General features: G+C 76.6%; 11 protein-coding genes. 2 read left to right on the plus strand and 9 right to left on the minus strand.

The genetic code is table 11. From position 1 onward, the window contains the following. Positions 1 to 6: 6 nt before the first annotated feature. The 7 genes from AC3D3D_RS02450 to AC3D3D_RS02480 form a co-directional block, all read right to left on the minus strand. Positions 7 to 1,218 carry an MFS transporter gene (locus AC3D3D_RS02450; RefSeq protein WP_463662287.1) on the minus strand — a complete coding sequence of 404 codons (1,212 nt, stop codon included), beginning with the start codon at positions 1,216 to 1,218 and terminating at the stop codon, positions 7 to 9. A 29-nt stretch (positions 1,219 to 1,247) separates the two neighbouring features. Beyond that, positions 1,248 to 4,751 carry an error-prone DNA polymerase gene (locus tag AC3D3D_RS02455; RefSeq protein ID WP_463662288.1) on the minus strand — a complete coding sequence of 1,168 codons (3,504 nt, stop codon included), beginning with the start codon at positions 4,749 to 4,751 and terminating at the stop codon, positions 1,248 to 1,250. A 115-nt stretch (positions 4,752 to 4,866) separates the two neighbouring features. After that, complete coding sequence (locus AC3D3D_RS02460) at positions 4,867 to 5,496, minus strand: hypothetical protein (protein WP_463662289.1); 630 nt, start codon at positions 5,494 to 5,496, stop codon at positions 4,867 to 4,869. Between the two features lie 94 nt (positions 5,497 to 5,590). Continuing rightward, positions 5,591 to 5,914: a hypothetical protein gene (locus AC3D3D_RS02465; protein WP_463662290.1), complete on the minus strand. Its 324-nt coding sequence runs from the start codon at positions 5,912 to 5,914 to the stop codon at positions 5,591 to 5,593. 224 nt (positions 5,915 to 6,138) lie between these two features. Continuing rightward, positions 6,139 to 7,011: an alpha/beta fold hydrolase gene (locus AC3D3D_RS02470; RefSeq protein WP_463662291.1), complete on the minus strand. Its 873-nt coding sequence runs from the start codon at positions 7,009 to 7,011 to the stop codon at positions 6,139 to 6,141. A gap of 63 nt (positions 7,012 to 7,074) precedes the next feature. Further along, entirely contained in the window at positions 7,075 to 8,874 is a 1,800-nt protein-coding gene (locus AC3D3D_RS02475; protein ID WP_463662292.1) for a DNA polymerase Y family protein, read from the minus strand. Next, positions 8,871 to 9,749, minus strand: coding sequence for a hypothetical protein (locus tag AC3D3D_RS02480; RefSeq protein WP_463662293.1), 879 nt, complete (start codon positions 9,747 to 9,749; stop codon positions 8,871 to 8,873). Before AC3D3D_RS02480 ends, AC3D3D_RS02475 begins: the two co-directional genes overlap by 4 nt. A 160-nt stretch (positions 9,750 to 9,909) precedes the next feature. On the opposite strand from AC3D3D_RS02480, the gene AC3D3D_RS02485 reads away from it, so the two are divergent. Both AC3D3D_RS02485 and AC3D3D_RS02490 read left to right on the plus strand, forming a co-directional pair. Then, the gene (locus AC3D3D_RS02485) at positions 9,910 to 10,437 is read left to right on the plus strand and encodes a YbhB/YbcL family Raf kinase inhibitor-like protein (protein ID WP_463662294.1); all 528 of its coding nucleotides are present in this window, start codon (positions 9,910 to 9,912) and stop codon (positions 10,435 to 10,437) included. 176 nt (positions 10,438 to 10,613) lie between these two features. After that, positions 10,614 to 11,027, plus strand: coding sequence for a tRNA (cytidine(34)-2'-O)-methyltransferase (locus AC3D3D_RS02490; protein WP_463662337.1), 414 nt, complete (start codon positions 10,614 to 10,616; stop codon positions 11,025 to 11,027). A 6-nt stretch (positions 11,028 to 11,033) separates the two neighbouring features. Here the strand turns inward: AC3D3D_RS02490 and AC3D3D_RS02495 are convergent, their stop codons facing one another. Both AC3D3D_RS02495 and AC3D3D_RS02500 read right to left on the minus strand, forming a co-directional pair. Next, positions 11,034 to 11,642, minus strand: coding sequence for a hypothetical protein (locus AC3D3D_RS02495; RefSeq protein WP_463662295.1), 609 nt, complete (start codon positions 11,640 to 11,642; stop codon positions 11,034 to 11,036). A 185-nt stretch (positions 11,643 to 11,827) separates the two neighbouring features. Continuing rightward, positions 11,828 to 12,673 carry a TrmH family RNA methyltransferase gene (locus tag AC3D3D_RS02500; protein ID WP_463662296.1) on the minus strand — a complete coding sequence of 282 codons (846 nt, stop codon included), beginning with the start codon at positions 12,671 to 12,673 and terminating at the stop codon, positions 11,828 to 11,830. Positions 12,674 to 12,683: the final 10 nt, after the last annotated feature.

Consider the following 12,683-nt stretch of genomic DNA (forward strand, 5'->3'; position numbering starts at 1 on the left):
AGCGTCTCACGCCACCGGCCCTGACGACCGTCCAGGTTCCCTGCCGGGCAGCAGCGGCGTGAGCAGTGCGGCCAGCGCGAGGATGCCGAGCGCGACGAGGACGGTCCCGTCCCACCGGCCGAGGTCCCACGCGTAGCCGAGGACCACGCCCCCGACCGAGGAGCCGAGGTAGTAGAAGAGCGTGTACCGGCCCGACCCGGCGGAGGGCCGCGGGCTGAGCCGGGCGGCGTTCGCCGAGGCGATGGCGTGGACGACGAAGAAGCCGCCGGCGAGCAGGAACAGGCCCACCCAGATGACGAGCATCGGCGTCTCGAGCGTGGTGAGAACCCCCGCCGCGCACATCGCCAGGCCGACGAGCACGGCCAGCCGGATGCCGAGCCGGCCGGCCACCCGTCCCGCGATGGCGGAGGTGAAGGTGCCGGCCACGTAGGACAGGTAGAACATCGAGCCGATGCCGGCCCCCAGGGCGTAGGGCGGCAGCGAGGTGCGGAAGCTGATGACGTTGTAGACGCCGACGAACATCGCCATGCCGAGGAACGCCAGCGCGTACATCGCCAGGCGCCCCCGGCGCGCCTCGCTGGTGTCGGGCCGGGCCCCGGCCTCCCGGTTGGCCGCGCCGGCACCGCCGTCCCGGGAGGCGGGCAGCAGCAGGTGCACGAGGAGGGCCATCGCCGCGGACACCACGCACACGACGACGATCGCCCACCGCCACCCGACGATCTCCGAGGCGAAGCCGGCGAGCACCCGCCCACCCATGCCGCCCAGGGTGTTGCCCGCGATGTAGAGGCCGCCGACGCGGGTGATCGCTGCCGGATGGATCTCCTCGGCCACCCAGGCGAGCGCCGCCGCGGGGACGCCGGCCAGTGCGGCGCCCAGGACGGCCCGCAGCGCGAGCATGAGCGAGAACCACGGGACCAGGGCGCTGGCGATTCCGGCGACGACGGCGACCGAGAGCCCGAGGAGCATGACGTTCTTGCGCCCGTAGCGCTCGGAGAGCCGGGCGAGCGGCAGGACGGCGACGGCGAGGGCGAAGGTGGTGACCGTCATGAGCATCGTCGCCGCGGTGGCGGAGACCTCGAGGTCCGCGCTCGCGACGGCGAGCAGCGGCTGGACGGCGTAGATCATCGCGAAGGTGGCCAGCCCGAGCGCGAACAGGGCGAGCAGCGCGGCACGGAACTGGGGCTCACCGGGCTGGTGGCCCCGGAAGGGGCTGCTCACGTCCTCACCCTAGGACGCTCCCGACCCCGCTACCGGAAGTCGCGCGAGGTGGTGGCGACGCTGAGGCTGAGCGGCTCGATGCGGTCGGCGACGAGGTTGGTCACGCCGTCGGCGCTCTCGACGATGCCGCGGACGACGAGCGCGGCGGAGGTGCGGGCGACCTGCCGGTGGCGTGCCCACACCCCGGCCGAGCACACGACGTTGGCCAGGCCGGTCTCGTCCTCCAGGGAGAGGAAGGTGACGCCATGGGCGGTGTGCGGACGCTGGCGGTGGGTGACGACCCCGGCGGCCCGCACGCGCCTGCCCGGTTCGGCGCGGGCGAGGTCGGCGAGGCGCAGCACGCCGGCGTCGTCGAGGTCGGCCCGCCGGTACTGGGTGGGGTAGCTGCCCGGGGAGACGCCGGTCGCCCACACGTCGGCGACGGCGGTCTCCACCTGCGTCATCGACGGCAGCTCGGGGGCGGCCACGCCGGGGGTGGTGCCTGGCAGCGGGGGCTGGACCCAGGTCTCGCCGGTCGAGCTGCGTCGCGAGCGGCCGTGGGCGCCGGCCAGCGCGCCGGCGGCCCACAGGGCCTGGCGTCGGTCGCCGCCGAGGTCGAGGGCGCCGGCGGTGGCGAGGGCCTCGAGCTGGGCGGTGGTGAGGTCGACCCGGCCGGCGAGGTCGGCGACGTCGGCGTAGGGACCGCCGTGCTCGCGCTCGGCGACGATGCGCCCCGCGGCCTCCTCCCCCACCCCGCGCACGGCGGCCAGGCCGAGCCGGACGGCGAGCGTCGGGTCCGGGTGCACGAGGCGGGCCACCCGCCCGACCGGGGCGACGCCGTCGGGCGTGTCCTTCTCCCGCCACCGCGCGGGGGCGACGACGGTTGACTCTGCCGGCGCGTCGACGACCATCGGCTGGACGCCGGAGGCGTTGATGCTCGCGCGCTCGACGCGCACCCCGTGCCGGCGGGCGTCGGCGACGAGGGTCTGCGGGCTGTAGAAGCCCATCGGCTGGGCGCCGAGGAGGGCGGCGTAGAAGGCCTCGGGGTGGTGGACCTTGAGCCAGGCGCTGGCGTAGACGAGGTAGGCGAAGGAGAAGGAGTGCGACTCGGGGAACCCGAAGTCGGCGAAGGCCTTGAGCTTGTCGAAGATCTGCTCGCCGACGTCGCGGGTGATGCCGTTGCCCGCCATGCCCTCGATGAGTCGGGCGTGCAGGGCCTCCATCCGTTCCTCGGAGCGCTTGGACCCCATGGCCTTGCGGAGCTGGTCGGCCTCGGCGGGGGTGAAGGACGCGGCGTCCATGGCGATCTGCATGAGCTGCTCCTGGAAGAGGGGGACGCCGAGGGTCTTCTCCAGCGCCGGCCGCAGCAGGTCGTGGAGGTAGGTGACGGGCTCGCGGCCGAGCCGGCGGTTGATGTAGGGGTTGACGGAGTCGCCCTGGATGGGCCCGGGCCGGATGAGGGCGACCTCGACGACGAGGTCGTAGAAGGTGCGCGGCCGCAGCCTGGGCAGGGTGGCCATCTGGGCGCGGGACTCGACCTGGAACACCCCCACGGTGTCCGCGGCGCACAGCAGGTCGTAGACCTCGACGTCGTCCTGGGGGAGGTTGTGCAGGCCGAGCGGGCGGTCGTCGACGCCGCGCACGCCGCGGTGGTCGAGCTCGGTGAAGGCCAGGCGCAGGGCGGTGAGCATGCCGAGCCCCAGGAGGTCGAACTTCACCAGCCCGGCGTCCGCGCAGTCGTCCTTGTCCCACTGCAGCACGGTGCGGCCGGGCATGGTGGCCCACTGGACGGGGCAGACCTCGATGACGGGGCGCGAGCATAGGACGACGCCGCCGGAGTGGATGCCGAGGTGGCGGGGCAGGCGCAGGAGCTGCTCGGCGACGTCGACGACCTCGGCGGGGATGCCGGAGACGTCGTCGGCGCCGGGGGCGGGCACCGACGGTGGGACGGCCTCGGGGGCGACCTGGGGGGCGACCTGGGGCGCGACGCCGGAACGGCCGACCTGCTCGACGTCCCACCAGGTGGTGCCCGGCCAGCGTGGATCCTCGGGGGCGGCGGGCACAGAGGTGCCGCCCGGCACCTCGTCGCCGGCATCGGGGGTGCGTAGGGAACCCCACCGCTCGACGCTCTTCGCCCAGGCGTCCTGCTGGCCGGTGCCGTGACCGAGGGCGCGTGCGGCGTCGCGCACGGCGGAGCGGGGGCGGTAGGCGATGACGTTGGCGACCTGGGCGGCATGCTCGCGCCCGTAGCGCTCGTAGACGAACTGGATGGCCTCCTCGCGGCGGCCGGACTCGATGTCGAGGTCGATGTCCGGCGGGCCGGAGCGTCCCGGGGAGAGGAACCGTTCGAAGAGGAGGCGGTGGGTGACGGCGTCGACGGCGGTGATGCCCAGGGCGAAGCAGACGGCGGAGTTCGCGGCCGACCCGCGGCCCTGGCACAGGATCCCGTTCGCGGCGCAGAAGTCGACGATCTCGTGGACGATGAGGAAGTAGCCGGGGAAGCCGAGCTCGTCGATGATCGCCAGCTCGTGGTCGATCATCGCCCAGGCGCCGGCGATGCGTTCGGCCCCGCGCGGCCCGTAGCGCCGCTCCGCCCCGCGGTAGGTCAGCTCGCGCAGCCACGTGGCCTCGGTGTGGCCCTCGGGCACCGGGTGGGGCGGCAGGTCGGGAGCGACGAGGCGCAGGTCGAACGCGAGCTCGGCCCCCAGGTCGGCGGCGGTGGCCACCGCGCCGGGGTGGTGGCGGTGGAGGGCGAGCATCTCCTCGGCCGAGCGCAGGTGGGCCGGGGCCGCGGGCAGCCAGCCGTCGATCTCGTCGAGCGAGGCGCGGGCCCGGGTGGCGGCCATGACGTGGGCGAGCGCCACGTCCTGCGGCCGTGCGCAGTGGACGCCGCCGGTGGCCACCAGCGGCAGGCGCGCGTCCTGCGCGAGCTGGGCGAGCGCGGCGGTGCGGACCTGGTCGAGCGGGTCGCCGGTGTCGGTGATCTCGACGGCGACGTTGTCCCGCCCGAACATCTCGGTGAGGCGGGCCAGCTCGCGGGCGGCCGGGGCGGGGGCGAAGCGGCCGCGCTCCGGCTCGAGGGCACGCCGCACGGCGCCCTTGCGGCAGCCGGTGAGGATCATCCACTGCCCGTCGGCGGCGTCGGCGAGCGCGGCGAGGTCGTAGCGGGCCCGCCCCTTGACGCCGGTGGCCAGGTGCGCGTGGGAGATCGCGGCGGACAGCCGCCCGTAGCCCTCCCGCCCGCGGGCGAGAACGAGGAGGTGCCGGCCGTCGGGGTCCGCCGGACCGCCCAGGCCGTGCGTGCCGCCGCCGGCCGCCGCGGCGGTGCGGCCGGTCGAGCCGAGGCCGAGCTCGGCCCCGATGACGGTGGGCAGGCCGAGCGTGCGGGCGGCCTCGGCGAGCCGGACGACGCCGGGCAGGCCGTCGTGGTCCGTCAGCGCGAGCGCCTCCAGGCCGAGGCGCGCGGCCTCGGCGGCGAGGTCCTCGGGCAGGTTGGCGCCGTCGAGGAAGGAGAAGGCCGAGTGCGCGTGCAGCTCGGCGTAGCGGGCACCCATGGCACCTCCCCGGTCGGATCGAACTTGTGTTCGATCCTAGCCGGGAGGTCCGACACCCACGCGGCCCGCGCACGCCCCCTCGAGGCGGCGCCGCGGGGCCCGGCGGGTCGCGCCGTCAGCGCGTGGAGGTGACGCCGACCGCCGTCGCCGCCCCGGCCGCCAGGCCGAGCAGGGTGTGGGGCGCGGGGATGCCGCGGGCACCGAGGAACTTCGCGCTCTGGTGGCCGATCGAGTCCACGACGACGAGCGTGGCGAGCGCCGCCGCGCCGTAGACGGCGGTGCGCGAGATCTTGCCGGCGCGCGACTCGCGGTCGGGCGCGTGCGGCCGGGGCCGGTTGGCGCCGAAGGTGACGACGCCCTTGGGGAGCTTCGCCTTGCGGGCGCGCTCGCGGACGATGCCCCAGGCGGTCACCCCGCCAAGGATCCCCAGCTTGACCACCGCGCGCCCCCCGCGCCCGTGCAGGACGTCGGGCAGGGCCATCCAGGCGGCGACCGCTCCCCCGGCGACGGCGGCGCCCGGCAGGTCGCCGAAGACACCCGTGGGCTCCTCGCGGCGCACGTCCTCCGCGCGCAGCGGGGTCGCCGCCGAGGCCGGCGCCCAGGCCGAGTTCGGGTTGACCGAGGGACCCGGCAGGGTCGGCCGGCCCGCGGAGTCCGGGGAGGAGGCGTGCGGCAGACGTCCGGAGTCGGGTCCGGGGCGTCCGACGACGGAGCCCGAGCGAGCGTGCGCGTCCTGCTGGGTCATGGCTCTCCTCCTGGCGGATGGCGGGTACCGCCGAGGCTATCCTCCTGCGCCGCGCGATGTCGCGGTGTGCCGAGCGGCGGCCGGCACGCGCCACTCAGCGCTCGTGCCACGGCCTCCTGCGTCGCGCGACGCCCTCCACGATCGCGGCCGCGGCCAGGAAGAGGGTGCCCCAGACCGCCGCCCCCAGCAGACCGAGGAGGGGGAACGTCACCACGCTGTAGTGCATCTCGACGACGAGCCCGAGCACGGGCAGCAGCGCGCAGAGCGTCACGCCGGCCCCTGCGACGATCCGGAGGATCCCGGCGGCGCGGGGCACGGAGGCTTCCCGCAGCGAGGCGACGGCCCGCACCATGATCGAGACGCCGAGGGCGAGCAGCAGCAGCGGCATGCCGACCAGCACGAGCAGCGCGACCTCCATCGCGCACCACCTCCCCTCAGGCTCCGCACCGAGCCACGCGCACCTTCATCCGCCTGACGTCCCGGCACGGTCCTGTCGGTGGCACCGCTCGGGCCGGCCCCCACCACAGCGCAGGGTATCCCGCCCTCACTGCCGTGCCGCGCGCCGGCACGACGGGCCAGGACGGGCGCTCGGGCTGCCGTCCCCGTCGCCCCTGCCGGCGCGCCGTCCGGGCGGACCGCCGGTCACACGGCGTCGGCGATGCCTGCCAGCATCTCGGCGGCCGGGCCCGGGCGCACGAGCCACATCATGTGGCTCCCGGGCAGGGTGCGGACCTCGTAGGGGTTGTCCGGGGTCAGCGCGTCGCCCTCACGGACGAGCCTGTCCTGCATGGCGATCGGCATGCTCGCGTCCTTCTCGAGGCGCAGGTAGGTCCGCCGGACGGTGCCCCAGGTGGCCGCCCGGGCGCGGTCGTCGGCAGTGCCGGCGTCGAGGTTCTCGTCCGGCTGGAAGGTGGACAGCACCGTGCGCAGCTCGTCGTCGGTGCCGTCGGCGAGCATCGCGGCCCGCAGCCCGGCGAGCGTGCCTGAGTCCGCGGTGCGGAAGTTCGCGCGCAGGTGGCCCAGGTGCGCCGGGTCGCCGACGAGCGCGCCCGCCAGGCCGGCGGCGTCGGCGCCCGCCATCTCGGGCTCGGCGTAGTACGCCGCGACGTCGAGGTCGACCGGCGCCCAGGCCGCGACGTAGACGAGCCGGTCGAGGAGGTCGGGCCGGGCGTTGGCGAGCGCGGTGGCCGTGATCCCGCCGCGGCTGTGCGCGACGAGGACGACCGGCCCGTGCTGCCGGGCGCGCTCGAGGACGCCGACGAGGTGCTCGACGTTGTCGGCGAGGGTGACGCCGCGGATCCCGCCCGGCACCCGGGTGAGCGCCTCGAGGTCCTGGGGCGACTGGTAGGCGGCCGGGTAGGTGGCCCCGAAACCGTGGCCGGGCAGGTCGACGGCGAGCGAGCGGTGGCCGTGGAGCGCGAGCTCGGCCTGGAGCGGGGCGAAGGCGAAGGAGCTCGCGAAGGCGCCGTGGAGGAGCACGATCGTCGGCGGGGTGTCCCCGCGTGCCTGGGACATGGCCCGCACGGTAGCCGGGACCGGCCGGCGGGTCGCGGTCTTTCTCCCGACGTCGCCGCCCCATCAGTCGTAGACGGCGTCGAGCAGCCAGCCGTCGGAGGTGCCCACGAGGAGCACGGCCTGGGGCCGGTCGCCGACGAGCCGGGCCTGCAGGTAGACGCGGTCGCGGTCCGTGATCGCCGCGTCCACGGGGGCCGCTCCCCTGCTCCGCGCCCACCAGCGCTCGACCACCGGCCACGGGCCCGCCCAGCCGGCGATCCGGCGCGGCTCGTCGGCCAGCAGCACCTGCGCGGGGTCGGCACCGAGCAGCCCGCGCGCGCCGACGCGGACGTCCGCGCCGTCGGCGTCGAGCACCCGGACGGGGCGGGGCTCGGCGAGCACGGTGGCGGGCCACGGGTCGGGGGTGGCGCCGGGCCAGGGGGCGTCGGGGCGGCGCAGCGGCGTCGCCTCGTCCCCCCAGGCGACGAGGCGGGTGGTCGAGCGGGGGTCGCGGCCGCCCTGGAGGACGGGGACGAGGACGGCCTCGGGGCCGAGCAGCCCCTGGACGCGCAGGGCGGCACGCTCGGCCTGGAGGCGGCCGCGCCGCCCGGGTCCCCACAGCACGTCCTGCAGCGCGCCGGCCGGGGTGACCTCCTGGGCGACGAGCGTGAGCCGGTTGAGCGGCGCCGAGGGCGGCCGGCCCGAGCGGCCGGACAGCCAGCCCTCGAGCTGCCAGCGCACCCGGTCGGTGAGCTCGGCGGCGCTCGGCGGCCCGTCGAGGCCCCAGGTGCGGGCGAGCTCGGCACCGTCCTCGGTACCGGCGCGCACCTCGAGGCGCCGGCAGACCACCCCGCGGCGTCGCATCCGCTCGGCCAGGTCCTCGGCGAGGGCGCGGGCGGCGAAGGCGGCGACGTCGCTGCGCGCGGCCGGCGGGTCGAGGACGGTCGAGGCGGTGACGTCCTCCAGCGGGCGCCGGCCGGCGGCCGGGCGCGCGTCGAGCCCGCGGGCGAGCCGGTGGGCGGCGAGGCCGACGGGGCCGAAGCGGGCCGAGACGTCGGCGGTCTCCAGGGCGGCGAGCGCCCCGAGGGTGCGCAGGCCGAGGCGGCGCAGGACGTCGACGAGCTCGGCGGTGGCGCGGGCGGTGTGCGCGCTCGTGGTCGCGTGGGCGAGGACGCCGACGTCCTGGGCGGCGAGGAACTCCACCGTCGCCCGTGGCCCGGGCGCGACGGCCACGCCGGTGCGGGCGGCGAGGGTGGCGGCGAGCGTGCCGTCGGCGAGGCCGACCTGGCACTCGGCGCCGGTCTCCTCGGCGACGGCGGTGACGAGCTGCTCGGCGAGCGCCTCCTCGCCGCCGGCGTGGCGGACGGGGCCGCGGGCGGGGAAGGTGACCAGGCCCGGGCGGAGCACCTCGACGAGGGCGACGATCCCCTCGACGGCCTGCGCCACGGGCTCGAAGGCGCGGGCGTCGCGGACGGGGTCGGCGGCGACGAGCGTGACCGCGGGGCAGACCTGCTGGGCGCTGCGCCGGCGCATGCCGCGCCGCACGCCCGAGCGCCGGGCGGTCACCGAGGTGACGAGCACGGCGCGCTGGTCGTGGACGGCGACCGGGTCGCCGACGCCGACCAGCCCCTCGGCCACGGCGGCGGCGACCGGCCAGTCCGGCACCCACAGCACGACCCGGCGCACGGCCGGCGGCCCGGGCGTACCGGGCGGGTCCTCCTCCTCGACGCCGGGGCCGACGCCGAGATCCGTGCCGCGCGTGCCGGCCGGCCCCGCGGCCCCGGGCGACGCAGCACCCGGCCCCGCGAGGTCGGACCCGTCGAGCCCGAGCCTCTCGAGGTCGAGCGCCACGTCGGCGCTCCCCGTGGCGGTCCCGTCCCTCATGCGCCCACCGCCCGGAGTGCGGGCGCAGCACCCGACGTCGCCGTTCGCTCGCCGTCCCGTGCGGGTAGGGCGGAGACCCCGTCGGCGCCGAGCAGCACGCGCACCGACCCGCCGGCCGCCGCCCCGCGCCGGCCGTCGATCGCCACGTCGACCTGCTGGGCGGTGAGCAGCCCGCGCCCCGGGGCCAGCCCCTGCCAGGAGCGTCCGTGGACGGAGAGCACGGCGTCGGCCCCCTCCCAGGCGTGGGCGGTCAGCAGCACGGAGCCGCGCAGCCGCAGCCTGGACAGCAGCGAGCGCCGGTCCCGCGGGGCCATCGCCGTGCAGCGGCCCACCAGGAGCACCTCGACGCCGTCGACGAGCGCACCGAGCACGGCCGGTGCACCGGGCCCGGGGTCGGGGACGACGACGACCCGGTCCAGCGGCAGGCCGGCGGCCGCGGCGGCCCGCCACCCGACGTCGGGCATCGCCGTCAGCGCGGCCCAGCCCTCCTCGCCGCAGGCGGTGCCGGCGAGCGCCAGCAGCAGGGCGGTCGAGCCGGTCACGCGGGTGACCGTGCCGCGGGGCAGGCCGGCGGGCAGCAGCGGGGCGAGCGCGGCGGGCACGGGCAGGTGCTCGGCGTCGACGCGCACCGCCCCGGGCTCCCCCGCACCGCTCGGACCGACCGCTGCCGGGTGCGCCCCTCCCGGGTGCGCCGCGCCGTCGGGAGCAGTCCCGGCCGCGTCCCCGACGACGGCGAGCGGCCTGCCGTCGGGCGCCCCACCGCCCGCCGCCGAGCCGCCGACCACCCGCAGGCGCGCGCGCAGCCCGGTGGCCGCCTCGGCGCGGGCGAGCGCGGACCGTGCCGTAGCGAGCCGCTCCAGCCGCCCCTCGGACATCGACACCCCTTCCCTTGTTCGAACGCACGTTCGATCTCCATGCTAGGGCGGGGCACCCACACCGCACCAGGCCTCTCGCGCGTCGGGGCGACGGCCGGGGCGCCCGACCTCTAGGTTGGTGGTGCGCCCCGAGGCGCGGCCCCGGAGGGAAAGGACCGTCATGAACCTCGACCGCCCGCTCGCCCAGCACCCCTACGACAAGCTGCCCACCGTGCCCGACCTCACGGTGACCTCGACCGACGTCACCGACGGTCAGCCGATGGACCCCCGGTTCGCCGGGTCGGGCGAGAACGTCTCCCCGCACCTGACCTGGTCGGGCTTCCCCGAGCAGACCCGCAGCTTCCTGCTCAGCTGCTTCGACCCGGACGCCCCGACGCCGTCGGGCTTCTGGCACTGGACGGTCGTCGACCTCGACACGGGCGTGACCGAGCTGCCCACCGGCGCCGGCGAGTCCGACCTCATGCTGCCCGGCGCCGCCTTCCACGTCCGCAACGACGGCGGCGAGCTGTCCTACGCGGGCCCCTACCCGCCCGAGGGCGACCGTCCGCACCGCTACGTCTTCGCCGTGCACGCCCTCGACGTGGACACCCTCGAGCTCGACGAGGACGCCACGCCGACCCAGGTGGCCTTCCAGGCCGTGTTCCACACGATCGCCCGGGGTCTGATCACGCCGACGTTCCAGCGCTGACGCACGGCCGGGGGCCGGTCGCGACGCACGTCGTCGCGACCGGCCCCCGTGCTGTGCGGCCCCGGGCTGTGCGGCCCCGGGCTGTGCGGCCCCGGGCGGCCTGGCAGGATGCCCCGGTGCTGCACGTCGTCCTCGTCCACCCGCTCATCCCGCCGAACACGGGCAACGCCATCCGCATGACGGCCGGCGTCGGCGCCCGGCTGCACCTGGTCGAGCCGCTGGGCTTCGAGCTGACCGACGCCCACCTGCGGCGCGCCGGCCTGGACTACCACGACCTCGCCGACACCCACGTCCACGCCGACCTCGAGGCGTGCCTGGCCGCCCTCGACGAGGCCGGCGCCGGGTCGCTGTGGGCGATGACGGGGCGGGGCGAGCTCGGCCTCGGCGACGTGCCCTTCGGCCCCGACGACGCCCTCATGTTCGGCACGGAGACCACCGGGCTGCCCGAGGAGATCCTCACCCACCCCCGCGTGACCGCCCGGGTGCGCATCCCCATGCGGGAGGGGGTGCGCTCGATGAACCTGTCGAACTCGGCGGCCGTCGCCACCTACGAGGCCTGGCGCCGACTCGGGTACGCGGGCGGGGTCTGACGGCTCTCACGTGGCGCTCGGGTCGCCCCAGGAGAGCGTCCACCCGTGCATCCCCGTCCGCGAATCGGTGCACGCGGCGGTCCGCGAGGGCGGCACCGTGCCGTCGAGGTCGTAGCGTTCCAGCACCGAGCCCCACACCATCGAGCGCTCGTGACGGTGGCAGTACTCGTGCTCGCCCACACCGAAGCCGTCGGCGACGAACGCCGTCAACCCGGTCAGCACGACGCCCTCGGTGGCGACACCCGGGATGAACCCCCACCCGTGGAGGAACAGGCTGTCCGGGTGAGCGGCCGTCGCCCGTAGTGCGGACCGCAGCGTCGGCGCACCCCCCTCGCTCGCGTCCAGCTGCGAGTCGGGCAGCCGGTCGAGGAGCGCAGCGGCACACGCCCCGTCGAGGAAGGAGAACCGTTCGAACGGCATGACGAACGGGACGTCGGCGGAGAACGCGGCACCCTGGCGCCACCCGATCGGGAGCAGCTCACCCTCGTCGTCGAACCACGGCGCACGCCCGGCCGGCATGTGCTCACCCACCAGCTCCCAGATGCCGGCGTCGATCGACCACCCACCCCTGCCATGGATAGCGCTCCCGCCGCCCAGGACCTTCACCTCGGTCATCTCGTCCTCCGTCCTCGGAGCGCCTCGCCCCGCACGAGGAAGACTGCCGATCGTCGGCTCCCGGCGAGCACGTGTGGCCCCGGCTCTGTGGACCTGGCGGGGCGGGGACGCCCTGTGGGGACACCGTGGCGGCGACGACCTCCGTCGTCGCTCGGTGTGCACGGCGGAAGTCTGCTCGGCCCGGGTCAGCGCGTGCGCGTGGCCCAGAACAGCACCGCCGAGCTCGCGGCCACGTTGAGCGAGTCGACGCCGCCGGACATCGGGATGACGACCTCGAGGTCGACGGCCTCGAGCGTGCGCGGCTTGAGCCCGTGCCCCTCCGAGCCCAGAACCAGGGCGAGCCGCTCCGGCGGGTCCGCGGCGACGTCGTCGAGGGAGACCGACCGCTCCGACAGCGAGGCCGCGGCGACGGTGAACCCCGCCGCCCGCAGCGCCCCGACGCCGTCGGCGCCGTGCGGCCAGGTGGTCAGCCGCGTCCAGGGGACCTGGAAGATCGTCCCCATCGAGACGCGCACCGCACGGCGGTAGAGCGGGTCGGCGCAGCTGGGGGTCACGAGCACGGCGTCGACGCCGAGGGCGGCCGCGCTGCGCACGATCGCGCCGACATTGGTGTGGTCGACGATGTCCTCGAGCACGGCGATGCGCCGCGGGGCCGGGCGGCCGGCCGGCGCGAGGACGTCCTCGAGCGCCGGCAGCGCGGGTCGGTGCATGGCCGCGATCGCCCCGCGGTGCAGCCGGAAGCCGACGATCTGGCGCAGCACGTCCTCCTCGGCGACGAACACCGGGACCTCTCCCCCGTCCTCGGCGCCCGTGGCGGCCTCGAGCACGGGGGCCAGGTCGCCCAGCCATCGCGGCGCGGTGAGCACGGACCGGGGCCGGTGGCCGGCCTCGATCGCGCGGGTGATGACGGTGGTCGACTCGGCCATGTACAGCCCCGCGGGCTCCTCGGTGCGCACGCGCAGCGCGACGTCGGTGAGGTCGCGGTAGTCGCGCAGTCGCGGGTCGGCCAGGTCGGTGACGGGAAGGTGCACGGGAGCATTG

It is taken from the genome of Georgenia sp. X1117 (assembly GCF_057784635.1).